The 24502-nt window shown below is 40.7% G+C and carries 25 protein-coding genes; 9 read left to right on the forward strand and 16 right to left on the reverse strand.

The genetic code is table 11. The annotated features are described in order from the left end of the window. Positions 1 to 19: 19 nt before the first annotated feature. The 3 genes from DFQ04_RS11860 to DFQ04_RS11870 form a co-directional block, all read right to left on the reverse strand. On the reverse strand, positions 20 to 1612 hold the full coding sequence (locus tag DFQ04_RS11860; RefSeq protein WP_133556106.1) for a lytic transglycosylase domain-containing protein: 1593 nt from the start codon (positions 1610 to 1612) through the stop codon (positions 20 to 22). 62 nt (positions 1613 to 1674) lie between these two features. Continuing rightward, positions 1675 to 2319, reverse strand: a complete 645-nt coding sequence (locus tag DFQ04_RS11865) for an O-methyltransferase (RefSeq protein WP_133556108.1) — start codon at positions 2317 to 2319, stop codon at positions 1675 to 1677. Between the two features lies 1 nt (position 2320). Beyond that, positions 2321 to 3547, reverse strand: a complete 1227-nt coding sequence (locus tag DFQ04_RS11870) for a M16 family metallopeptidase (protein ID WP_133556110.1) — start codon at positions 3545 to 3547, stop codon at positions 2321 to 2323. Positions 3548 to 3675: 128 nt separating this feature from the next. Here DFQ04_RS11870 and DFQ04_RS11875 point away from each other — a divergent pair, with 128 nt between their 5' ends. Further along, positions 3676 to 4509, forward strand: a complete 834-nt coding sequence (locus tag DFQ04_RS11875) for a glycosyltransferase (protein ID WP_133556112.1) — start codon at positions 3676 to 3678, stop codon at positions 4507 to 4509. Between the two features lie 7 nt (positions 4510 to 4516). Beyond that, entirely contained in the window at positions 4517 to 5806 is a 1290-nt protein-coding gene (locus tag DFQ04_RS11880) for an aminopeptidase P family protein (protein ID WP_133556114.1), read from the forward strand. Positions 5807 to 5855: 49 nt separating this feature from the next. Here DFQ04_RS11880 and DFQ04_RS11885 read toward each other — a convergent pair whose 3' ends face one another. The 10 genes from DFQ04_RS11885 to DFQ04_RS11930 form a co-directional block, all read right to left on the reverse strand. After that, on the reverse strand, positions 5856 to 7013 hold the full coding sequence (locus tag DFQ04_RS11885) for a DUF4221 family protein (RefSeq protein ID WP_133556116.1): 1158 nt from the start codon (positions 7011 to 7013) through the stop codon (positions 5856 to 5858). Between the two features lie 51 nt (positions 7014 to 7064). Further along, entirely contained in the window at positions 7065 to 7244 is a 180-nt protein-coding gene (locus DFQ04_RS11890; protein WP_133556118.1) for a hypothetical protein, read from the reverse strand. A gap of 178 nt (positions 7245 to 7422) precedes the next feature. Then, positions 7423 to 8253, reverse strand: coding sequence for a translation elongation factor Ts (tsf, locus tag DFQ04_RS11895; protein ID WP_133556120.1), 831 nt, complete (start codon positions 8251 to 8253; stop codon positions 7423 to 7425). 177 nt (positions 8254 to 8430) lie between these two features. Beyond that, positions 8431 to 9192 carry a 30S ribosomal protein S2 gene (rpsB, locus tag DFQ04_RS11900; protein ID WP_133556122.1) on the reverse strand — a complete coding sequence of 254 codons (762 nt, stop codon included), beginning with the start codon at positions 9190 to 9192 and terminating at the stop codon, positions 8431 to 8433. 38 nt (positions 9193 to 9230) lie between these two features. After that, positions 9231 to 9617: a 30S ribosomal protein S9 gene (gene rpsI, locus DFQ04_RS11905; protein ID WP_133556124.1), complete on the reverse strand. Its 387-nt coding sequence runs from the start codon at positions 9615 to 9617 to the stop codon at positions 9231 to 9233. Between the two features lie 10 nt (positions 9618 to 9627). Then, positions 9628 to 10071 carry a 50S ribosomal protein L13 gene (gene rplM, locus DFQ04_RS11910; RefSeq protein ID WP_133556126.1) on the reverse strand — a complete coding sequence of 148 codons (444 nt, stop codon included), beginning with the start codon at positions 10069 to 10071 and terminating at the stop codon, positions 9628 to 9630. Between the two features lie 264 nt (positions 10072 to 10335). Beyond that, entirely contained in the window at positions 10336 to 11046 is a 711-nt protein-coding gene (locus tag DFQ04_RS11915; RefSeq protein ID WP_133556128.1) for an RluA family pseudouridine synthase, read from the reverse strand. 112 nt (positions 11047 to 11158) lie between these two features. Further along, positions 11159 to 12223, reverse strand: coding sequence for a sensor histidine kinase (locus DFQ04_RS11920; RefSeq protein ID WP_133556130.1), 1065 nt, complete (start codon positions 12221 to 12223; stop codon positions 11159 to 11161). A 3-nt stretch (positions 12224 to 12226) separates the two neighbouring features. Next, positions 12227 to 12916: a response regulator transcription factor gene (locus tag DFQ04_RS11925; protein WP_133556132.1), complete on the reverse strand. Its 690-nt coding sequence runs from the start codon at positions 12914 to 12916 to the stop codon at positions 12227 to 12229. Positions 12917 to 13066: 150 nt separating this feature from the next. After that, positions 13067 to 13855, reverse strand: coding sequence for a DUF3108 domain-containing protein (locus tag DFQ04_RS11930; protein ID WP_133556134.1), 789 nt, complete (start codon positions 13853 to 13855; stop codon positions 13067 to 13069). 175 nt (positions 13856 to 14030) lie between these two features. Here DFQ04_RS11930 and recA point away from each other — a divergent pair, with 175 nt between their 5' ends. After that, on the forward strand, positions 14031 to 15059 hold the full coding sequence (gene recA, locus DFQ04_RS11935; RefSeq protein WP_133556136.1) for a recombinase RecA: 1029 nt from the start codon (positions 14031 to 14033) through the stop codon (positions 15057 to 15059). A gap of 55 nt (positions 15060 to 15114) precedes the next feature. Here recA and DFQ04_RS11940 read toward each other — a convergent pair whose 3' ends face one another. After that, complete coding sequence (locus DFQ04_RS11940) at positions 15115 to 16362, reverse strand: ABC transporter permease (RefSeq protein WP_133556138.1); 1248 nt, start codon at positions 16360 to 16362, stop codon at positions 15115 to 15117. A gap of 126 nt (positions 16363 to 16488) precedes the next feature. Here DFQ04_RS11940 and queA point away from each other — a divergent pair, with 126 nt between their 5' ends. The 5 genes from queA to DFQ04_RS11965 all read left to right on the forward strand — a co-directional run bounded on the left by queA (position 16489) and on the right by DFQ04_RS11965 (position 21096). Further along, positions 16489 to 17538: a tRNA preQ1(34) S-adenosylmethionine ribosyltransferase-isomerase QueA gene (gene queA / locus DFQ04_RS11945; protein ID WP_133556140.1), complete on the forward strand. Its 1050-nt coding sequence runs from the start codon at positions 16489 to 16491 to the stop codon at positions 17536 to 17538. A gap of 106 nt (positions 17539 to 17644) precedes the next feature. Next, positions 17645 to 18322: a 2-C-methyl-D-erythritol 4-phosphate cytidylyltransferase gene (locus DFQ04_RS11950; RefSeq protein WP_133556142.1), complete on the forward strand. Its 678-nt coding sequence runs from the start codon at positions 17645 to 17647 to the stop codon at positions 18320 to 18322. Between the two features lie 136 nt (positions 18323 to 18458). Then, a complete protein-coding gene (locus tag DFQ04_RS11955) occupies positions 18459 to 19292 on the forward strand; it encodes a LiaF transmembrane domain-containing protein (RefSeq protein WP_133556144.1) in 834 nt (277 codons plus the stop codon). Positions 19293 to 19327: 35 nt separating this feature from the next. Then, positions 19328 to 20368: a sensor histidine kinase gene (locus tag DFQ04_RS11960; RefSeq protein WP_243739675.1), complete on the forward strand. Its 1041-nt coding sequence runs from the start codon at positions 19328 to 19330 to the stop codon at positions 20366 to 20368. After that, positions 20365 to 21096: a LytR/AlgR family response regulator transcription factor gene (locus DFQ04_RS11965; RefSeq protein ID WP_133556146.1), complete on the forward strand. Its 732-nt coding sequence runs from the start codon at positions 20365 to 20367 to the stop codon at positions 21094 to 21096. Before DFQ04_RS11960 ends, DFQ04_RS11965 begins: the two co-directional genes overlap by 4 nt. A gap of 46 nt (positions 21097 to 21142) precedes the next feature. On the opposite strand, the gene DFQ04_RS11970 is transcribed toward DFQ04_RS11965, so the two are convergent. Both DFQ04_RS11970 and DFQ04_RS11975 read right to left on the reverse strand, forming a co-directional pair. Continuing rightward, entirely contained in the window at positions 21143 to 21364 is a 222-nt protein-coding gene (locus DFQ04_RS11970; protein WP_026952747.1) for a DUF2795 domain-containing protein, read from the reverse strand. Positions 21365 to 21436: 72 nt separating this feature from the next. Next, complete coding sequence (locus DFQ04_RS11975) at positions 21437 to 22687, reverse strand: DUF349 domain-containing protein (RefSeq protein WP_133556148.1); 1251 nt, start codon at positions 22685 to 22687, stop codon at positions 21437 to 21439. Positions 22688 to 22819: 132 nt separating this feature from the next. Here DFQ04_RS11975 and ettA point away from each other — a divergent pair, with 132 nt between their 5' ends. Further along, positions 22820 to 24499, forward strand: a complete 1680-nt coding sequence (ettA, locus tag DFQ04_RS11980) for an energy-dependent translational throttle protein EttA (RefSeq protein WP_133556150.1) — start codon at positions 22820 to 22822, stop codon at positions 24497 to 24499. The last annotated feature ends 3 nt before the right edge of the window (positions 24500 to 24502 follow it).

The following is a 24502-nucleotide window of genomic DNA, read 5'->3' on the forward strand; positions in this document are numbered from 1 at the left end:
TAGGGTGGTAAGAGCGATGTTAGGGCTTGAAGATAACCAATTTCTGTCCGACGGAAATGATGTTTTGGCTTCCGATTTGGTTCCAAGATTTCAGTTGATCGACTGTCACTCCATACCTTTTGGATATTGAATACAGGGTTTCTCCTTTGGAAACGGTATGATAAGAGGAGCTGGTAGAAATGGAATTAGTCTCCCTTTCCTCGTATCTGGATTCTGTTTGCACTGGTTCTTGGTAAGTTTCAGTTGTCGCGATCACAGTTTTTGGGCTTTCCTTAGGCTGAGAAATTGGCACTACTGGGATTTCTTCCCCTCGCTTTCTTGGTTCTCTTAAATTCAATACCATTCCCGGTTTGAGGTCGGTTTCTTTTCTGATTCGATTTTTGGATTTCAAGGAAGAAAGACGAACTCCATATTTTTGAGAAATGCTCCAAAGCGATTCTCCAGGCTGCACAATATGAGTTTCTACCTCAGCGCTGGCCTTTTTCTTTTCTGTGTAATAATATTTGCCAATTTCCACTCGCTCACCAGGCTCCAAGTCATTGAGCTTTCTGAATTTCTTTTCCTTGATTCCAATTTCATCCGCAAACTTGGTTTGAGAAGTTGTTTTGGAAGCTTGTACACCGTCTAGCTCGTTTACTGTAATCTGGTTAGGTTTACTGGCTTGGGTGGTATTTCCGCTAATTCTTGGGTAAGAATTAGCTTGCTTGTAAGCGGGGGAATTTTTGGAAGAGGCCGATTGGCTGGAAGTATTGGTCTTAGGCTTTTCCTGATTCTGGGTGATGGCTGGCTGAACAGGCAAGGAGCCAGAAGCAACATAAAATAAGGTATATGAACCAGCAGGAACTTTCCCGTTAACCGCCCATTTATTGAATTCTTTGAGATGATCTTCCGAAACTCCAAACCTTTTGGCCAAAGCAGAAAAGGTAGTTGGCCCTTGGATTTGAACCTCCGCTAATTTTTGATTGGAAGCAAAAACTCCGATTTGACCTTCATAAGCGACCTTATGAGCTAGGAATTTTTTGAAATACCAATGGCTGTTTCTATCGATCTCGATTACTTTTTTTCCGGAATATTGGTTGCCAAAGTAGGATTTCGCTCCACCCAAGCCCATTTGATAAGACACGACTGCAGTCATCCAATTGTCCATGACCGCTTGGTGTTTTTTCAGGTATTTGGCGGCACCTCTTGAGGAAGTAATGATGTTTTTTCTTTCGTCAACTTGCCCATCTACCCGAAGTCCGACTTCTTCTGCGGTTCCTTGTTTGAACTGCCAAAATCCAACTGCATTGGAAGTAGAAACCGCATCGGGGATAAGTCCACTTTCCTGAATAGCCAAATACTTCAAATCTTCAGGTACGCCTTGGCTTCTCAACTCTCGTTCAATGATCGGCATGTAGAGATTTACCCGGTCTTGTTTGATTTTGAAATAGGTTGGATTTCTGTAAAGTGCATCGACATCCAACTGGATTTCGCGTTTAGCCTGAGGATTGATTCGGATTACTAAATCCGCAAATTCTATCTCCGAAGGCACTTGAGGGATTTGGGCGAAAAGGTATCCTGACTGGATGAAAAGTAAAAGTGTCCAAATGAAGCTAATTCTTCGGAATTTCATGGGAAATACTAGTCTGGTAAGTTTAGTCCAGATTTAGCAAAAATGATTCCCAATTTGATCTTTCAGCGTTTTCTCGCCATTAAAACCCCATCTCGGATAGGAAGTAGAATATTTTCTACCCTTGGGTCATTCTGAACTTTTTGATTGAAATCCAAAAGTGCCTGAGTGTCTTTGTCGATTTTCTTGCCCTCCTCTATTAAGATTTTACCTGACCAGAGGACATTGTCTGCCAGAATAATTCCCCCTTTGCTGACCTTATCGATCACCAAGTCATAATATTCAGCATAGTAAAACTTATCTGCATCTATAAACACCATATCAAATGGACCCTCTAGACTTGGGATAATTTCTCTGGCATTTCCCAGGCGGTAGTCGATTTGACTTGCAAGTCCGCTTTCTTTGAAAAAGCCTCTCACCATGGTTTCCAGTTCATCGTTGATGTCCAAAGTAATTAGCTTTCCTCCGGGTTTGAGTCCTCGGGCAAGGCAAATTCCAGAATACCCGGTATAGGTTCCGATTTCCAAGATGGTTTGAGGATTGAGCATTTTGGTAAACAATTCCAGCATTTTACCTTGGAGATGGCCAGAAAGCATTCTTGGCATCAATACTTTGGCTTGGGTTTCTCGAGTTATTTTTTTCAAAAGAGCATCTTCCTCAGAAGTATGAGTCTCGCAATAAGCCAGAAGTGCCGGGTCAATAAATTCCATTTTAAGCAGGGATATAAGTCAAAGTACTCAATTGGCTGGGGTCAAATATTTCCTGGGCAATGTCCTGGATTTCTTCAGAAGTGGTAGACCTGATTTTTTCAAAAATGAGTTCCAATGGATCTATTTTGTTGTGGTCTATCAGGCTTTTGCCATACACCAGCATCAGGGCAGCATAATTTTCCTCAGCCATAGCCATTTGTCCAATAGCCTGTTCTTTAGCCATATGGAGTTGAAGTGTCCCCAGTTTTTTATTCCGAAGTTTTTCCATTTCCCGGATTACAATGCTTTGGGCTTTTTTCAAGGTTTTCTCTTCTGTTCCAAAATAAATCCCAAAAAATCCAGTGTCAGAAAAGGGTTGATAGCTGGATTCAATGCTGTAGACATAGCCGTAGTTTTCCCTTAGAGAAAGGTTCAATCGGCTATTCATGCTCGGTCCACCCAGAATATTATTGAGCAAATAAAGCTTGTATCGATTGGGATCATGAAGGGAATAAGCGGGTCTTCCGATCGCGCAGAGTGACTGGGTCACTTCTCTTTCGACGATTTTTGTTTTGGGAGAAAAGCCATGAAAGCCATTTCTCACATATAGGGTGTGTTTGGGTTGGATTTCTGAAAGTGGTCCCTCGATAGCTTTTAAAGCTTTTTCAAAAGAAATATTCCCCACAATGGAGAAGATGACCTGAGAAGTGTCCAGGTGAGTGGAAATAAAGTCAAAGAAATCCTGCTGAGAAAATCGGGAAACTGTCTCCTCAGTTCCTAGAATATTTCTTCCCAAAGCATGATTTTCAAAAACCAAGGCATCTAACTCATCCTGAATGGAATCATCAGGAGAATCACGGTACATGGCCATTTCTTCCAGAATTACCTGCCTTTCTTTCTCAATCTGTTTTTCTGGAAATGTACTGTTGAAGGTAATGTCATATAGAAGTTCTGCTGCTTTCGGATAATGATCTTTTAGAACTGAAGCGTAAAAGCAGACTTTCTCCTTGGTGGTATAGGCGTTGAGCTCCCCACCAAGGGATTCCAGTCGGTTGATGATGTGGAAAGTTTTTCGCTTATGGGTTCCCTTGAAAGCCATATGCTCCCAAAAATGGGTCAGTCCTTCCTGCTCCTTGTCCTCGTCCCGACTGCCTATATTCAAAATGAAGCCGCAATGGACCAGCCGGGTATGGGTGACCTGTTGATGAACTATCCGGATGCCGTTTGCAAGTTCTTTGATTTGGTACATGAAATTCAGTTTGAAATTGAAAGTAGCGAAAAAATCAGCTTTTTATCTTCTTTGGAATAGCCTTAAGTTTGTATGGTTGGATTTTCTAACAAGAAAATGCCAAGATGAGTTTGGTTCCGCAAATCTATATGTCAAAATCTTCTTCCCTCAAGTCCTCCCTAATCATTTCTGTCTATAAAAACACGAAGTTTTTGGATGCAGTAATGAAATCAGTGGAGATCCAAACTTTTCGCGATTTTGAGGTGATTATTTCTGAAGATGGAGATAGTGAGGAGATGAAGAGCTACTTGAGCACGCTTAAAACTTCATTTCCAATTTTACATCTTACCCAAGCAGATGTTGGATGGAGAAAAAATCAAGCACTTAATCGGGCCATACAAAGCGCAAAGACTGATTGGTTGGTTTTCATTGATGGGGATTGTGTGCTTCATCCTCGATTTATGGAGTTTCATTGGAAACTTTCAGACAAAAATTCAATTCTCGCGGGAAAACGAATCAAATTAGATCCTCAAACTTCTGATTTACTTCTCAATGGGGAGCTTGCACTGGAGGAAATGAATAAATTCATCCGGCAAAATTCTTCCAAAATCAAAAAAGAAGGAGGAAGTTTTGTTGAAGAAGGACTTTTTATTGATCCCAAGGGTTTATTGGGTTTTATTCCAAGATTAAGAAAAATGAGTCAGCTCAAGGGGTGTAACATGTCCTTTCATCGGGATGCAATTGAAGCGATTAATGGATTTGATGAAGACTATATTCGTCCAGCAGTTGGAGAGGATATTGATTTGCACTGGAGGTTTGAAGGATTGGGATTCAAATTGAAATCCCTGAGAAATCTAGCGGTTCAATACCATCTTTGGCATAAAGAAAGCTGGACCGACCAAGAAGAGAATATGGAAATGATGCGCCTAAATCAGGCGAAAAAACAATTTGTCTGTAAAAACGGAATCAAAAAACTGAATTAAGAAGAAAATGAAATACACTTCCCTAACCAAAGAACTTTACATCCGAAACCGGGATAAGTTTGCTACCAAAATGGCAAAGAATTCCGTGGCAATTTTTAACTCAAATGACATCATGCCGACAAATGCAGATGGTACGATGAAATTTCGCCAAAACAATGATCTTTTTTATTTATCCGGGATAGATCAGGAGGAAACTATTCTTTTGGTCGCTCCGGATTGCCCCAATCCTGCGTGGAGGGAAGTTTTGTTTCTTAGAGAAACGAATGAGCATATCGCCGTTTGGGAAGGACATAAATACACCAAAGAGGAAGCAGAGGCTGCTTCAGGGATTAAAAATATCCAATGGTTATCTGGCTTTGAGTTGATTTTCAATTCCGTAATGGCGCTTTCAGAACGAGTTTACCTGAATACCAATGAGCACCTGAGAGCAGGAGTGGTAGTGGAGACTAGAGATGCCCGGTTTATCAAATCCTGCAAGGAAAAATTCCCGCTTCACGAATACGAAAGAGCCGCTCCGATCATGCACGAACTAAGAGCTGTGAAGGAGCAGGAGGAAATTGATCAAATGCAGATTGCCTGTGATATTACTGAGAAAGGATTTCGAAGAGTTCTTTCTTTTTTGAAGCCGGGAGTGACAGAATACGAAATCGAGGCAGAATTCATCCACGAGTTTATCCGAAATCGAAGCAAAGGCTTTGCCTATGAGCCTATAATTGCCTCTGGACCTTCAGCTTGTGTTTTACATTATATAGAAAACAACAAGGCCTGCAATGCCGGTGAGTTAATCCTTTTAGACGTAGGAGCAGAGTATGGCAACTACAATGCCGACATGACTCGGACTATTCCGGTGAGTGGTAGATTTACCAAAAGACAACGTGAGGTATACGATGCTGTTTTGAGAGTGGAGCGGCAAGCAGCTTCCATGCTTCGGCCTGGAGTGACCATTCAGGAATATCACAAGGAAGTTGGCTTGATCATGCAGTCTGAATTGGTCGGATTGGGATTAATTGACCAAACGGACATAAAAAATCAGGATCCGAATTGGCCAGCGTATAAAAAGTACTTTATGCATGGAACTTCTCATCACTTGGGTTTGGATGTGCATGATGTAGGAACGATGCATTTCCCGATCAAGCCAGGAATGGTATTTACGGTAGAGCCTGGGATTTATATTCCAGAGGAAGGTTTTGGCATTCGACTGGAAAACAATATTGTCGTACAGCAGGAAGGATATTTTGACTTGATGAGAAATATTCCCATCGAGGCGGAAGAAATAGAGGAATTGATGAATTCCTGATAAAAGGAAAAACCCTCTCAAAAATTAATTTGAGAGGGTTTTTTTATGATTATTCTTTTTTTTCTACAAATTCTAAAAGTTCGAATTTAATTTCATCTTCCTTAATTTCTGGATTGAGTGGATGGCTTGTTGAAATGTAAATTCCTTCAGGTGTTATAAAATAGTCGAAAGGATGATATCTGTTCGCAGGAAATGGAGTTTCGCTCATTAGGTTGAGATCTTTATCAAAAACCTGAATGGAAAAAGGTCCTGAATGGTTCCTCATGTCTGAGGGTGAAACACTTTCATCTTGTTCATAGGGATGAAAAGCAAATCTGATAAATACCTCCCGATAAGGATCGTATTCTAAACTTTCATAATGAGGACTGTAATAAGAGTATTTTCTAAAGTCTAGACCATCACCTTTTAGGGGGAACAGTGGAAGAGATTCTGGTAAATAATCACTTTTCCCATTGACAGATTGAAGGGAATCTCCCAATTCCTCCACAAAAAATAACCGATGATCTCCGAAAAGGGAGTACACATATTTTCCAGCTCCTTTTGCAATTGAGGCCTCAAATAGTTTCAATCCATCTGGCATGTAGTCTTTTGGGAATTTGAAATCCAAAAACCATGTTTTTCCTGTTTTCAAGTCAATTTCATAGGCCAATTCTTTTTCTTGAAGTTCACTTTGGGTCATATTCTGAAGTGGTCCATAGAAATGGGTTTTTACCAGAAGCCGGTTATTTTCTAAAATCGGAGGACTGGAAAAGTATGCGTTATGGATAAAAGCTGGACTATATTGATCAGGCGTTTGATAAGCTAATTTGCTTTTGATTCTCCCAGAAGTATCAATCAAGGTTATTTGTGGCTCAAGCTGATTAAAAAGAAAAATGCTGTCCACAGAATGTGGATAGATTCCCATAATATCTAACACCCCAAAAGGACCTTCATATTCAAATTTTAAATCCTTTACTTTCTTTCTTGAATTAAGATCATAAATCTGAATACTGTTTTGCATCCAGTTGAGACTAAATAAGAAATTTTCTTCTTGTAAATAGGTCAAACCATCACTGATATTGGAGCTGCTGTCGTCAATAGGTAGAATTAACTGAATTTGAGACTCATTTAACTCAAAATTTTTGGATTCTTTATCTGACTTTTTGCAAGAATAAAAGGTTAATCCTAAACAAGAAATAATTAAAAGAAAGAGGAATGATTTTTTCATAAATGAATGGATTAATGATAAGGCAGGGGAGAACTCCCCTGCCAAAAACTATTATTGCTCACCAGGACATAATCTGGTACAACTCCCAAATCCCTGTGGATCACAATACTTGGATGGATAGGTCACATCATAAGCAGTTGGGCAAGCAGCATCCGCTTTTTGAATTGGAAGAAACATGGCTAATCCCAGCCCAAAAATGCTGGCAAACAGAATTTTTTTTACGTTTTTCATTTTTTTAAAGAATTGATTGTTGAAAAAACTTTTGGCCAAAAGTGGCTAACCGACTAGTTAGTTAATGCTATTATATTATTATTATTAGGCAAATAGTTTTAATTTTTTTTTTTAATTAAAAGAAAAACCCTCTCAAAAATTAATTTGAGAGGGTTTTTTGATTTAGAGAATTTGGAGATTATCCGATAGAAATTCTCTTGAACGTATTTACTGTCAAGCCTTTGCTTACACCGTCAAGGTATTGAGCGATAGACTTGGAGTTGTCTTTTACGAATTGCTGGCTCAACAAGGTGTTTTCCTTGTAAAACTTCTGAAGCTTACCCATTGCGATTTTTTCCAACATCTCTTCTGGCTTACCTTCAGCTCTAGCCTGCTCCTTACCGATTTCGATTTCTCTTTCGATCATAGAAGCGTCTACTCCATCCTTGTCTACAGCTACTGGATTCATAGCAGCGATTTGCATAGCTACGTCTTTTCCAGCATCTTCTACATCAGCACCGGAAGTATTGACCATACCTACCAATACGCCCAATTTACCATTGGAGTGGATGTAAGGAACAACTTTCTCAGCATTAACTACTTCGTAGTGAGAGATCTCGATTTTCTCACCGATTTTACCGGTCATTTCAATGATTTTCTCAGCTACAGTGATATTATCAAATGGAAGAGCGAGGATTTGCTCAACTGTAGTAGCGTTGTTAGCTACTGCAAGGTCAATCAATGTATTGGCGAAACCACCGAATTCTTCATTTTTTGCTACGAAGTCAGTCTCGCAAGTCAAAGAAAGTAGAATGCCTTTTGCGCCATTATTAGCTACTCGAGTTACTACTACTCCTTCTTTGGTTTCACGGTCAGCTCTGGAAGCAGATACTTTTTGACCTTTTTTTCTGAGGATGTCTACTGCTTTTTCGAAGTCGCCTTCAGCTTCTGTCAAAGCTTTTTTGCAGTCCATCATACCGGCACCGGTCATTTGTCTCAGTTTGTTTACGTCTTGTGCAGTAATTGCCATGTTGTGATCAGTTTTATATCAACGATTAATAAATTCATTCAAAGTCTCCGTCTCAGATTTTTAACTCAAAATCGATTTTGAGGGAACTTGAGAGTCGAGAAGATTGAGTAAAAACAAAAAATTGAACATCGACCGAAGCCAGATGTTCAATTTTTCTGTATTCAAATCGATTGTGGATTATTCTTGTGTTTCAGCATCCACTGCTCTCTTTGCTTCTTCCTCTTCAGAAAGTTTAGCATCGTCCTTATCTTTCTTACGCTCAGAAAGACCTTCTTCGATAGCAGCCCCGAAAGCTTTCACCAACAAAGAAACAGACTTGAAAGCATCGTCATTTGCAGGGATTGGGAAATCCACCTCGTTAGGGTTAGAGTTGGTGTCCACCAATGCAAAAACTGGAATGCCTAATTTTTGAGCTTCAGCGATAGCAATGTGTTCTCTTTTGATGTCCACTACGAAAAGAGCAGCTGGAAGTCTGCTTAGGTCAGCGATACCGCCCAAAACACTTTCCATTTTTTCTTTCTGACGGCTAACCATCAAACGCTCTTTCTTCGCCAAGTTCTTGTAAGAATCTTCCTTCATCAATTTCTCAAGGCCGGACATTTTCTTCAAGGACTTTCTGATAGTAGCGAAGTTGGTCAACATACCACCCAACCATCTTTCGGTCACGTAAGGCATATTTAGACGCTGAGCTTCTGCAGCTACCAAGTCTTTGGCTTGTTTTTTCGTAGCGACAAACATTACTTTTTTGCCGGAACGTACGATTTGCTTGATTGCGTTGGATGCTTCGTCGAGGCAAGCAAGCGTTTTGTTGAGGTCGATAATGTGGATACCGTTTTTCTCCATGAAGATATATGGAGCCATTCTTGGATCCCACTTTCTCGTCAAGTGTCCGAAGTGAACACCAGCATCCAGTAAGTCTTTGTATTCGATTTTTGACATGAATAAAATTGTTTTCTATGGAATGAAGATCGTCCCGATTAACGCTTGGAGAACTGGAATCTTCTTCTTGCTTTTCTACGTCCTGGCTTCTTACGCTCGACCATTCTAGGATCACGAGTAAGGAAGCCTTCTTTTTTCAAAGGACCTCTGTGAGCTGCATCAAATTCGCATAGTGCTCTTGAGATTGCCATACGAGCTGCTTCAGCCTGTCCTTTAATTCCTCCGCCGTCCACATTGATTTGAACGTCGTAGTTACCTTCTACACCTACTAGTGCCAAAGGCTGCTTTACCACGATTTGATGTAAATCGAATGGGAAGTACACTTCAATTGCTTGATTGTTCACGGTAATTTTTCCATTTCCCGGAGTCATGTAGATTCGGGCTACGGAGGTCTTTCTTCTACCGATTTTGTTGATAGTATCCATGATTTAGCGATTAAAGGGTGATAGCTTTTGGCTGCTGTGCTGCATGAGGATGCTCTGCTCCTTCATACACGTACAGGTTACCGTACAATTTTCTTCCCAATCTGTTTTTAGGCAACATGCCTCTTACAGCCTTCTCAACCAAGATCGCTGAAGACTTCTGCTTCAATAATCTAGGTGTAGAGATTCGCTGTCCACCTGGGTAACCGGTGTGGCGCACATATACTTTTGCATCCCACTTGTCACCTGTCAGTCTTACCTTGTCTGCGTTGATTACGATGACGTTGTCACCGCAGTCTACGTTAGGAGTGAAGCTAGGCTTCGTCTTTCCTCTCAAGATTTTCGCAACCTCACTCGCCAATCTTCCTAGAATAGCAGCTTGGGCATCCACAATGACCCATTGCTTTTCTACGGTGGAATTGTTGGCTGAGATGGTTTTATAGCTCAGAGTATCCACTGTGTAACTGTTTAATTTTTAGCTTTTTAAATTATTATCGACCCCAAAAAGGGACACAAAGATAGAAGTATTATTTTTTTCATGCAAACTATTTGCAATCCTAATCCCTAATTTTCATGTGGTTACTTGAGTTTTTCAAGGCCACATGTAATCTCGCGGGGAACTTTGAGCTTATTATTCAGCCAAATTCGCTTGCTCGATTTCATAGGATTAGGATGAATTCTCCAAAGAGAATTTTGTTTTTGAGCGATCCTTTGCCTTTGACTAGGCCGTTTTTTCCAATTGCTGGACCAAAACTTGAAAGTCTTTGGGGTAAGGAGCTTCTACTTTAATCTGCTTTCCATCCAAGCCTTCGAAACTAATCGAGTAGGCGTGAAGAGAAACCCGCTGCATGATGGGTAATTCTTCCGTGTTCTTTTTGAGATTGAAGCGGCGCTTGAGTGAAGAAAGAAATAAAGGGTTCCCACCATATAAGGTGTCCCCACAAATCGGAGACTTTAAATAGGCCAAGTGTACTCTGATTTGGTGAAGCCTGCCCGTAATGGGCTTGCATTCTACCAGAGTGTGTGCATAGTAGGTTTTCAAGGTATTGAAAACTGTCTGCGCTGGCTTGCCTTCTTTACTTACTTTGGCGATTCCTTTATTGTTTGCGAGTAGATTTCTATCCACCAATTCCTGGTGGAATTCTTTAATCCCCTCTACCACGGCATGGTAGACTTTTTCCACTTTTCTATTTTCAAACTGAATGGCCAAGTGCCTGTAGGCCTCTGGATTCTTGGCAATCACCAGACATCCTGACGTTTCCTTGTCCAGTCGGTGACACAGCTGGGCATCTGCTGTGTGAGCCTTGGCAAGGTCTAGGATATTCTGCGCCTCATGCCGGTCGTCTAAGCTCGACAGGTAAGGCGGCTTGTTGATTACCAGGTAATCCCCGTTTTCAAATAGAATAAGGTTTTGAAAATCTACTTTCTTCATGGATCTCCCGCTACTTCAAAGAGGGGGCAAAGGTAGGGAATTCAAATGGCAAAAAGTTAATTTCTTCAAATCCTTGAAGATTCTTTAGAAAATCTTGACCAGGCGGATTTAATTAGGATTCAACAACCTCTTTGATTTCTTTTTTCTCAAGAGGAAGTGAAAAACTAAAAATGGATCCCTTCCCTACAGTAGAGCTCACAGAGATTTTACTTTTATGGCCTTCTAAAATGTGTTTGACTATGGCTAATCCGAGACCTGTTCCGCCTTCTTTTTTATTTCTGCTTTTCTCTACACGATAAAAACGCTCAAAAATCCGCTTCAAATCTTCTGGCGGGATGCCTTGACCATTGTCTTTGATTTCGACCTGAATATTACTCTTCTGTTGCTTTAAACTAACCTTAACCTCTCCTCCATTATGATTGTATTTGACCGCATTGAAAATCAGGTTTTGACAAACTCTGTAGATTTTTTGTCGGTCAGCTAGGGTTAGATATTTCTTTTCGGGGTCAAAGTCAAAAATGATCTTCACATCCCTTTTGGACGCTTTATGCTCGAGCTCTTCGATGACTTCTAAAATAAGGTCCTTAAGGTCAAATTCGCTGAAATTGAATTTAATTACCCCGCTTTCCATCTGGTTAAGCGTAAGGAGATCTTGGACAAGAATGTCCAAAGAATCCAAACTTTTTGCCGCACGCTTCAGAAATTTCATCCGAACCTGCTTGTCTTCTATTGCTCCATCTAGGAGTGTATGTATGTATCCCTGAGTTGCGAAAATTGGGGTTTTGAGCTCGTGGGAAATATCAGCGATAAATTCCCTTCGGAATTCGGCATTTTTTTGAAGCGTTTCGATCTCCCTTTGCCGTGCATTAGCGTAGGAATTAATGACTGAATTGATTCTTCTTAGCGGAGAAAGTGAGGATCTAAGGGATTTGTCGTGGATTTCGGAGAGTTCTTTTTTCTGAATTTTCTCCAGTAAAGAATAAATATTTCCAATCTCCCGATAAACCAGAAACTCCAGCATGATGGTGATCAACAAATAGGAAATGGAGAAACAAAGCACCCAGGTGGCTCCAAGAATAAGCGAGTTGCTTGCGGAGAATAAAGAAAGAAAGGCCATCACCAAGGTGGAAATGGCCACTGCAAGTATTAAAGAAATTCCCCTTGAACCGGTTAGCATTAATTATCCCAAATCGAACTTGTATCCTACACCTTTTACGGTAGTGATGTAGTCTTCTCCGATTTTCTCACGGACTTTACGGATGTGTACGTCTACCGTTCTGGCTAGTACAAACACGTCTGAGCCCCAGATATTATGGAGGAGTTCATCTCTACTAAAAACCATATTAGGGTTTTTGGCAAGAAAATACAAAAGCTCGAATTCTTTCTTGGGAAGGGTAATTGTTTTTCCTCCTTTATCAATAGTGTAGCTACCTCTGTCGATTACTAAATCTTTGATCTTGATTTGGGATTGCTCCACTTCTTTTTTGGATTCCCTGCGGAAAAGAGCAGCAATTCTACTCATTAAAGCTCGTGGCTTTATGGGCTTGGTAATGTAATCGTCAGCGCCTACATCAAATGCGGCTACCTCTGAATATTCTTCCATTCGGGCTGTGAGGAAAATGACAAAAGTGCCTTGCAATTCCGGGACTTCGCGAATTTGTCGGCAAGTTTCCACTCCATCCTGATTTGGCATCATGATGTCGAGAAGAATTACATCGGGAAGAAATTTTTTGGCAGTCTTTACTCCCTTGATTCCATCCTCTGCGGTGGCTACTTCATAGCCTTCTTTTTGAAGATTATATTTAAGGATTTCGACGATATCTGGTTCGTCATCGACTATCAATACTTTAATCTTCTTCTTGTCGCCCATAAAGCTTTTGTAAAGGTTTGGTTAAAAATAATGATTATTTGAAGATTGACCCCAAACAATCATCTGTCATTAGTTTGAAATGCTAAAGAAAAATATCGGATTTCAGGATAGTGTTACCCCAAGGTTAATTTTGAATAAATTTCCTGTAAATCAATTGTGTTTCAATCCTTTGGCCGAAGCAATATCCAGATTTAGGGAACCGATGAACAGATTGGCCTTGATTTTCACTGGGATTTTGTTTTTGTCTCTTGTGACCCAAACTTTGACCGGAAAGTCTCCTCTAAACAGCTTGTTTTGAGGGATTTTGGGTGAAAAAACATAGGTTTCTTTTTCCCCAAGATTGGTTTCCAATCTTTCGGTGCCCTCGTATATTAATTTTAGGTTATATATTTCTTTATCAAAAAATCCGGTGATCAAGATCTCCTGTCCCTTCTTGAGATTTTCGAGATCCATAGTTCTCAAAAAATAAAACCCACTCACCAAATCCTGAACATAACCAGGCAATTTGTATTCTTTGACCTCCTTCAGGACTTTATTGTCCCGGTCATAAAGCTCCATTTTGGCGACTTTATTTTTTTGGTCAAAAATCACCTTTTCATGTTTCCTGTAATTTCCTTCTTCTATATGTCTATAGGAAAGAGAAGGTAAAATGCTGCCTGTATCTAAGTGAGTCCCCCAATTGTCATTGACCCGTCCAAAAATCGTAGCTGCCCCTTTGGTTTTGCCGAAGGCATCGATTTTATAATGAGGTCTTGAATCTTCCATCACAGCTTTCTTCCCAACTTGAAGTTTTGCATCTGCGAGATTCAACCAGCCATAGCTCACTTCAAAATTCAGCTCTTCTCCAAACGTAAAAGCCTGATTTGCACTTCTGTTTTGTGCAAAGAGGAAAGAAATACTAATGAAAATCCCACAAAGCAGGAGTGACAACTTCTTCATTAACTTCTGACAATAGGTGACAAAAACAAAGTTTTTTAAAGAGATAAACGAAAAAAAGACCTGTTTGGATAAATAAAAGTACAAATTTGGGAATCTAAAACAATCCCGCTCCCGCATTGATTATGCAGGGGTATTTGGTAAATTTCCTTAAATCTTTTTCTAATCAGTCATACATATGAGTAACAACGCAGAAAAACTTAAAGCGCTTCAGCTGACCATCGATAAACTCGAAAAAACCTACGGAAAAGGGACAGTCATGAAGCTTAGCGACAATAAGGTTCAGGACATCCCTGCTATTTCCACAGGTTCATTGGGGTTGGATATGGCTTTAGGGGTAGGGGGTATTCCTAGAGGTAGGGTTATTGAAATCTATGGACCTGAATCTTCAGGTAAGACCACGCTTACTTTGCACTGTATTGCAGAAGCTCAAAAGGCTGGTGGTTTGGCTGCATTCATTGATGCAGAACATGCCTTTGATAAAACCTATGCAGAGAAGTTAGGGATCGATACGGAAAACCTGCTCATTTCCCAGCCAGATAATGGAGAGCAAGCTTTGGAGATTGCTGAACATTTGATTCGCTCAGGCGCTATTGATATCATCGTCATAGATTCTGTTGCCGCCTTGGTTCCCAAAGGGGAATTGGAAGGAGAAATGGGAGAAAGCAAAATGGGCCTTCAAGCTAGATTGATGTCACAGGCGCTAAGAAAGCTAACTGGTGCTATCAATAAGACCGGTTGCTCTTGTATTTTTATCAACCAGCTGAGAGATAAAATCGGCGTAATGTTTGGTAATCCAGAGACTACAACTGGTGGTAATGCCCTTAAATTTTACGCTTCAGTAAGATTGGATATCCGAAGAGTGGGTCAGATCAAAGAAGGTGCTGACAATGTTTTGGGTAACCGAACTAGAGTGAAAGTGGTGAAAAATAAAGTTGCTCCTCCCTTCAAAGTTGTAGAATTTGATATCATGTATGGTCAGGGGATTTCCAAAGTTGGGGAAATAATCGACCTAGGCGTGGAATTGGATATTATTAAAAAGGCCGGATCTTGGTTTAGCTACAATGGAGAAAAACTAGGACAAGGCAGAGATTCTGTAAAAAATCTCCTTTTGGACAATCCGGAATTGATGGAAGAGTTGGAAGCTAAAATCAAAGCTGCTTCTGGTCTTTTACCAACTGAGCCAACAGTTGGCGTAGAGGATTGATTTATTTTTAAAGTTTGAAAAAGAGAAGGGCTGCATCACTGCAGCCCTTTTTATTTTATGCCGTTCTGATAGCTTCCACTGGGTCCAGCCTTGCTGCCAAGGTAGCCGGTACAATTCCCGCGACTACTCCGATAATCGAAGAGACACCTATTCCTAGGATAATATTTCCAAATGATAGAATAAGATCAAGACTTCCAATAGGGACAAAACTCAAAAGGAACACCAAAAGTATTCCTGTACCACCTCCAATAAGACTTAAGAAAATAGCTTCAAACAAGAATTGGAATAGGATAAAATAGTTTTTGGCTCCAAGGGACTTTTGAATCCCGATAATATTGGTTCGTTCCCGTACAGAGACAAACATGATATTTGCAATTCCAAATCCACCCACCAAAATCGAAAATCCGCCAATTACCCATCCAGCTACAGAAATTACATCAAATATTGACCCGATTGTATTTTGGATAAACTCAGTTTTATTCAAAGCAAAATTGTTTTCCTGAGTTGGTTTTAGTCCTCTTTTTGCTCGAAGAAGACCAGTTAGTTCATTTTCCAAAGCAACCAATCCTACATCCTCATCTTTACCTTTTAAAGCAATTGTAGGCTCAAGTCCATTTCTGCCTGTGTAATACATTTTGGTAAAGGCCCCATAAGGAATCAAGCAAGCTTCATCTTTGGACGGAAGCTCCAAAAATCCCTCACCTTCCTCCTCAAAAATTCCGATGACGATAAACTTCATCCCTTTAATTTTCACTTCTTTGCCTAAGGCTGGCTGATTGGGAAAAAGTGTAGTTGCGATTTTCTTACCGATAACAGCTAGATTTCTAGAAGCGTTAATTTCTGATTCGGAAAAGTATCTTCCTTCCTCCAAAGCAACTTCATACACATCTTGATAGGTGTAGGCTACCCCGGTTAGGGCCATTCCTTCGAAGGCATTGCTGCCTGCTTGGGCCGTAGTCGTGGATGAGGCTGAAATAGTAACACCTTCTGCATTTTTTATTCTCTCCTCCAGAAATTTATATTCAGAAAAAGTGGCAGCAGGTCTCCTGAAATATTTCCACCAAGGGTAATCGGGTCCTCCTCCTTCAAATGGAAAGCGGTCAACTCGCATCACATTGGTTCCAAGAAATGCAAAAGAGGACTTGATTTTATTCTCCAGTGAATCCACCAAGGTAAAAACCGTAATGATGGCAAATATCCCTACAGTTACACCCAAAAGGGATAAAACGGTACGGGTGAGGTTAGTTTTCAGGGCATTGATCGCAAAGCGGAAACTTTCCCAAGTCAGGCGGAAAAAGAGCATGCTTTTTAATAGTTGGTTAAAACAATTTGTTAAGTTAGCTGAATTTGGACATTATTGTTGTTAACTTTGCATTTTTTAAAGCAAAAAGAATAATTACCAAAAAGGAAAGACTTCTAAATCTCCCATATGAAATTATCAGATTTCAAATTTGACGTTCCAAAGAAACTTATCGCACTTTATCCAACCGAAAACAGAGATGAATCTCGTTTGATGGTTGTACACCGAAAGACTGGTCAAATTGAACATAAATCCTTCAAAGATATCCTAGATTATTTCGATGAAGGTGATGTTTTTGTTACAAATGACACAAAAGTTTTTCCTGCTAGACTTTATGGCAATAAAGAAAAGACCGGAGCTAAAATTGAAGTTTTCCTTCTTAGAGAGCTGAATCCTGAGTTGAGACTTTGGGACGTTTTGGTAGACCCAGCCCGAAAAATCCGAGTAGGAAATAAATTGTATTTCGGAGACAGTGATTTGGTGGCAGAGGTAATTGACAATACCACTTCAAGAGGAAGAACCATCCGTTTCCTTTTTGACGGAACTCCGGAAGAATTCCAAAAGACTATTGATTCCTTGGGAGAGACACCACTCCTAAAGGAATATATCGATAGAAAAATTGAGCCAGAAGATCGAGAAAGATACCAAACAGTTTTTGCTAAAAATCTGGGTGCGGTTGCAGCTCCTACAGCTGGTCTTCATTTTACTCCACAATTGCTCAAGAGGCTTGAATTGAAAGGAATCGATGTGACTCCAATTACTTTACATGTGGGCTTGGGGACTTTTAGACAAGTTGATGTAGAAGATCTTACCAAACATAAAATGGACTCAGAAAACTATGACATTCCGCAAAAAACCGTGGATCTGGTTAATGAGGCTTTAGACAATAAGAGAAAAGTGGTGGCTGTTGGGACAACTTCCCTTAAGACAGTTGAATCTTCAGTAACTGCAGGCGGAAGACTTAAAGTAAGTAGCGGATGGACTGATAAGTTCATCATTCCTCCTTACGAATTCAAAATCGCCAATGCCTTGATCACCAATTTCCATTTACCAGAGTCTACTTTGCTGATGACCGCTGCGGCCTTTGGTGGATATGATTTGATCATGAAGGCTTACAAAGAAGCTATCAAAGAAAAGTATCGGTTTTTCTCCTACGGAGATGCCATGTTGATCTTGTAAAAGATAAGAGCTCCGAAAGGAGCTTTTTTTATGCTTCATATTTTGATAAAACAGAAGGATTATCCCAATTCACCTTTAGTTTTACCTTTGTTTCAAAATTAGCGAAATGAAGAAAGCGGCAATTTTGGTGGCAGGTGGGCGCGGCACTCGCATGGGTGGCCCTGTTTCTAAACAATATCTTCCCATTGGAGGAAAGCCTGTATTGATGCATACTTTGGAGGTCTTCCATGAGGCAGATCCAAGCATGGAATTGATTTTGGTCCTGCCTTCGGATGATTTCGATTTTTGGGAAAATCTTTGTCGTAATTTTTCTTTCAACTTATCTCACCAAGTAGTTGCTGGAGGTAATTCACGTTTTCAATCTGTGAGAAATGGACTCCTAGCTTTATCTCATGATGTAGATCTTGTGGCTATCCATGATGGGGTTAGACCTTTTGTCAAAAAAGAAGTCATTCAGGAAAGCTTTGCTCAGGCCCAAGCAACTGGAAGTGGGGTTGCTGTAGTTTCTTTGAAAGATTCCCTTCGAATGCTTACTGACGATGGGAAAAGCTTTTCAAAGGAAAGACAGGATTATCGATTGGTTCAGACCCCACAGACTTTTCAGGTGGAAAAAATCAAAAAAGCTTTTCAGTCTGAGGAAATTCCTCAATTCACCGATGATGCCACCGTATATGAATACCAAGGCTGGCAGGTGACTTTGATTTCGGGAAATCCTGAAAATATCAAAATCACAACTCCTGAGGACTTGGAATATGCAGATTACCTGATTTCCAAAAGAAAGTAAGTAGGCGAAATTTCACCCTGCATTTTTACCGACGATTTTATCATTTTCACCGACTTTTAGCTTTTTCAGGCCTATTCCTTATTCTCTTGCCTTGGCGGTTGAAGTACTTTTGATCATCAACTTTAACAAACTAGCCATGAGAAATCAAAGAAGATTAAACAATGATGGAAACATCGCCTTCGGGTTTATCATCCTCGGAATAGGGGTGATTTTACTTTTGAAAAAAATGGGAATTTTCATTCCGGGTTGGGTTTTGACCTGGCCAATGATTCTAATTGTCATCGGGGTTTTCACCTTGATCAAACATGAATTCAGAAGCTTTTTCGGTGCGGTCATGCTATTCCTCGGCTCTTATTTTCTCCTTAGAAATGAATTCGATCTTGATTTTGGTTTAGGTCAATACGTCTGGCCTCTGGGATTGATAGCGCTCGGGATTTATTTGATCACCCAAAAGAAAAAGGAAAATAAAATCCTTGAAGAGGTGAGAAAAAACTGGGAAACCAATAGAAAATCAAGCAGCTCTTTTTCTTCCAGTTCAAGTGCAACAGTAGAAGACGCCAAGATTATGGATGACTCTGGAAGTACCCTAGGTGGGGATACCGGATTTACCAGAACCACAGGAACTTCCTTTGCTGACAGATTGAACATTGATGCCATCTTTAGCGGGGTAAATAGAAAAGTGATGTCCAAAAACTTCCAAGGAGGAAAAATAACAGCTGCTTTCGGCGGAGCGGATTTAGACCTGACCCAAGTGGATTTCAATGGAGTGATCACTATTCAGGTAGATATCATCTTCGGTGGAGTAAAAATGATCGTTCCTCCTCACTGGGATATCCGTACCGAAGTGACCAATATCGCTGCAGGTTTGGAAGACAAGAGATTCTTTAGAGAAGGAGGAGTGGATCCTACCAAAGTGGTGGTCTTGAAAGGCACTATCCTCTTTGGCGGTTTGGAAATCAAATCCTTTTAACGACCTTATACCAACTATTAACAACCTACACCGCTTTGCTTTTTAACGCTTTTTCAAATCCCAATTTGGGAAAATGGATCATCCCCGGAACCGGAATCCTCTGGTTCTCGGGATGTTTCTTTTTGTTCAGGTTTTATGGATTAGAAGTCGAGGAAGCTTTTACGGATGCATTTTTCTTTGCCCTTCTCTTTGCATTAGGGATCTGGGTTTTGGATATGGTCTTCAGTCTTTTTTCTCCAAAAGGAAGAAATCTTTGGCTGATCTTCTTGGTGCCAGTGACTTTGAGTTTCCTTTCTGTCTTTGCCCATCGGTTTTTTATGACCTGGTGGATGGAGGATCAGGAGGAATATCTGGAATTCCTTCATCATACGACCTATGTCAGATTGGCTTTTTTGGCACTTTCTGAACAAATGATCGCTTTCCTTGCATTAGTCGTGTCAAAACTGGAACGGCAAGAGGAACTGAATAAGCGGGAAGCTCAAATGCTTCAGTTGTCCAAAGACGCCGAACTAGCTCAATTGAGACAGCAGCTTCAACCCCACTTTCTTTTCAACAGCCTGAACTCGATCAATGCTTTGGTAATTAAGCAGCCTCAAAAAGCCAGAGAAATGGTGCTTTTGCTTTCTGATTTTTTGAGAGGGACGATTAGAAAAGACACCAAATCCTGGATTTCCTTGGAGGAAGAAATGAACTACCTCAAAATGTATTTGGAAATTGAGCGCGTGAGATTTGGCCACCGATTGGATGTCGAATTTTCTATCGATGAGCGCACTGAAAAATTAAAAATCCCTCAATTGCTCATCCAGCCCTTAGTGGAAAATGCGATCAAGCATGGACTCTATGGAGTCACAGGTGAGGTAAAGATTAAAATTGAATGCGAAAAGGAAGGAAATTACCTTCTTTTAAAAGTTGAAAATCCTTTTGACGCTCAAAGCTCAAGTCAGGAAGGAACAGGCTTCGGCCTAAATTCTGTGGAGCGCAGGCTATATTTATTATTCGGAAGGAAAGACCTTTTGGCTACTTCATCAGAAGAAAATGTCTTTCAAGTCCAATTGAAAATACCTCAATACCAATGATCAAGACCTTAATAATTGATGATGAACCTCTGGCCGCGGGAATTGTGGAGGAATACCTGATGGATTTCCCCCAGTTTCAGGTGATTCAAATTTGCCACGATGGATTTGAAGGATTAAAGGCTGTTCAGCATCATCAACCCGATTTGATTTTTTTGGATGTCCAGATGCCTAAAATCACAGGCTTTGAGATGCTGGAATTATTAGATGAACCTCCGGCCGTAATTTTTACTACCGCATTTGATCAATATGCCCTGAAGGCTTTTGATGCCAAGGCTTTGGATTATTTACTCAAACCATTTTCCCAAGCAAGGTTCCGACAGGCCATTGATCGGTATTTGGAACAAGCAGCCAAAGAGCAAATTGAAGAAGAAAAGTCTGCCTTGAATGCTTTAGCCGAAAAGAGCAATCGCCTGGTGGTAAGAGTAAAAAATGACATCAAAATTATTCCAGTGCAGGAAGTCAGTTATTTTGAAGCTGAGGACGACTACATCGGGATTCATACTTCGGAAGGAAAATTTCTGAAGAAAATGACCATGAAGTCACTGGAGGAAAGTTTGGACTCCGGGAAATTTGCTCGAGTTCATCGCTCTTTCATTATCAATTTGAATGAAATAACCGGAATAGAACCTTATGAGCGGGATTCGTATTTAGTCAAACTCCGGAAAGGCGAAAAAATTCCGGTAAGCAAAACAGGGTATTCTAGATTGAGGCAAGTTTTGGGGATGTAATCCCATCAGTTAAAAAGACAAAAGCCCCGCATAGCGAGGCTTTTGATTAATATTCGTCTTCATTGAAGAAGAAATCGTCTTTCGTCGGATAATCCGGCCAAATTTCTTCAATAGTTTCATAAGGCTCTCCGTCATCTTCAAGCTCTTGAAGGTTTTCCACTACTTCCAGTGGAGCGCCTGAGCGGATCGCATAATCAATCAATTCGTCTTTTGTGGCAGGCCATGGTGCATCCTCAAGGTAGGAAGCAAGTTCAAGTGTCCAGTACATAGTGTTTATTTTAAGGTGTTCCGGATTTTTAAGAGTGCAAGAATAGTAAATTTTTGAATATGTAGTTTGTACTCAATATCTGGGAGAAAGTTGTTTCAAAATATAATTTTTTACATCAACTTTTCTTTTTAGCCCTGCGAGCTTCTTTTTCATCATCATTTCGAAGTCCGGAGTCTGCACTCTGAAGTTGTCAGAATTGCTCTGCATGGTCTCCAATTCGCTTTGATCCCGATGTAGCAAGTCCTTCAAAATTGATGACTTGATTTTGTTTTGTTCCTGCACATCTATGGAGTCAAAATCAGCATATTTTCCATGAGCCAATTTTTCCAAAAAGGCCTTTTCAAAGATGATATCCATGAAAAACTGATATGATCTAGCCGGAAGATTAGCCTCTTTAGGTTTTCTCATAGGAAGTTTTTTCCAGTCTTCCTGAATGGCCTTGGCACGATGGGTAAGGGATGGTGAAGTGGGCTGATGCGCCATCTTTTTCAATTCCTCGACCATGCCTTCAATCTTTCGAACTACCTCCCGAGGATGCATCTGAGGTCCTGGATTAAGGCCTCTTTTGTACCGAGAAAATATTCTGTTATTCAGTTTGGAAAATTCATCCCAAAGCGGTTGTCTTCTTTCAGCAGGGACTTTTCCGGCTTCTTTCCACTCTCTTTGGATTCGCTTGGAAATTTCAAAAGCCATTTTTGCATCAGGCAGATCATGGGCTTCTCTGGCCTGAACTACTAATGCTTCATAAACTTTGATGTTTTCTTCGGCCTGAAGAGCTAGTCCTTCAAAGAAATGTCTTCTGTTTTCGAAGAAAGTTTGGACGGCATCATTAAACTCCTGTTCGATTTCATCCTGTATTTCTTTGTCCACAGGACCGGTTTTGATCCAGCGGAGTTTGAGGTCTTTAAATTTTTCTGCGGTTTCTTTCCAGTCTGTATCGTTTTTCAACTCTTCAGCTTCCTGGATTAATACTCGCTTTACTTCAAGGTTTTTGGTTCTATTGGCTTGGATGATTTCATTTAGAAAAGCCTCCTGCTGGTTTAGCTCTTCGATCAATGGAATAAAATCTCCTAAGGCGTCACTTTCAAAAAGAGAATCTCTGAGATGGATCAATTTCATCAGAAAAGAACCCTTGTTTTGGTTTTCCTGAATATCCGATTTGAGTTTTGCTACTTTCTCCTTGATTTGCTCGAATCTAGCCTCAAAATAACTGATCGTGGAGGCCTCATCTTCTTTTACTTCTCCTATTTCCCGGTCAGTTTTTTCTAAAAATCCTTTCAAAAAGACTTTTCCGTCTTTGATATATCCATACGGATGCTCCATTTCGCTACAATTAGGTTATAGGTGGTCGTTTTCAATTTTTTGCAAAATAACCAATTAGCCCCCATTAATCCTAAAAGAGGGATATTTTTGCCATCTTTGCCAACTAGGTTAAAATAAGCATAAAAACAGACGATGAGCGCAGAAAAAATCATCTTTTCCATGGCTGGAGTGTCCAAAGTATACCCTCCCCAGAAAAAAGTACTCAAAGACATTTATCTCTCATTTTTTTACGGAGCCAAAATCGGCGTCCTTGGTCTCAACGGTTCGGGTAAATCATCTTTGCTTCGAATCATAGCCGGAATAGACAAGGATTTCTTAGGTGAGGTCGTCTGGTCTCCGGGTTACACCGTGGGCATGCTCGAGCAGGAGCCCAAACTTGATCCTTCTAAGACAGTCAAAGAAGTGGTGGAAGAAGCGGTAGCTGATACAGTGAACCTGCTTAAGGAATTCGAAGAAATCAACGAGAAATTCATGGATCCGGCCTTGATGGAGGATCCAGATGCCATGGACAAACTCATTACCCGTCAGGGTGAGGTTCAAGAAAAACTGGATGCTGCCAATGCATGGGAACTGGATGTGATGCTGGACAAGGCCATGGATGCGCTAAGACTTCCGCCTTCTGATGCCAATGTGGCTAACCTTTCCGGAGGTGAAAAAAGAAGAGTGGCACTTTGTAGACTTTTACTTCAGGAGCCAGATGTGCTTTTGCTTGACGAACCGACTAACCACTTGGATGCCGAATCAGTTCTTTGGTTGGAGCAGCACTTGCAAAACTATAAGGGTACGGTAATCGCCGTGACCCACGATCGATATTTCTTGGATAATGTAGCAGGCTGGATTTTGGAATTGGACAGGGGAGAGGGGATTCCGTGGAAAGGAAATTATTCTTCTTGGTTGGATCAAAAACAACAGCGACTGAAGCAGGAGGAAAAAACAGAGTCTAAGCGTCAGAAGACCTTAGAGCGGGAATTGGAATGGATCAGGATGTCTCCAAAAGCCAGGCAATCCAAGGGGAAAGCCCGTTTGAATGCCTATGATAAATTGGTCGGAGAGGAAGCAAAAGAGAAAGAAGCGAAGCTGGAGCTATTCATCCCTCCAGGACCTCGCTTGGGAGCTAAAGTGATTGAAGCTAATAATGTCTCCAAGGCATATGGAGATAAATTATTGTTTGAAAACCTAAGCTTTTCCCTTCCTCAAGGGGGTATTGTCGGAATTATTGGTCCAAACGGCGCTGGTAAAACGACCCTATTTAAGTTGATCACCGGCCAAGAAAAACCTGATTCCGGAAATTTCGAAGTAGGGGAGACCGTCAAGTTGGCTTACGTAGATCAAGAGCACGATAGATTGGATGCAAATAAGACAGTTTATCAAACTATTTCTGAAGGAAATGAGCTGATGAAGCTGGGGAACAAGGAAGTGAATTCTAGGGCCTATGTTTCCAAATTCAACTTTGCCGGATCTGATCAGGAGAAAAAAGTTGGGGTGCTTTCTGGTGGAGAAAGAAACCGAGTTCATCTAGCCTTAACTTTGAAAGAGGGCGGAAACTTGCTGCTTTTGGACGAACCGACCAACGACTTAGATGTAAATACACTTCGTGCTTTGGAAGAAGCTTTGGAAAACTTTGGTGGATGTGCGGTGATTATCTCCCACGACCGTTGGTTCCTGGACAGAATCTGTACCCATATTCTGGCCTTTGAAGGAGATTCTCAGGTGTATTGGTTTGAAGGCAACTTCTCCGATTACGAGGAAAACAAGAAGAAGCGACTGGGCGATGTGACCCCGAAGAGAATTCGATATAAGAATTTGAAGTAAGAC

The organism is Algoriphagus boseongensis (assembly GCF_004362805.1).
Taxonomy (GTDB): Bacteria; Bacteroidota; Bacteroidia; order Cytophagales; family Cyclobacteriaceae; genus Algoriphagus; species Algoriphagus boseongensis.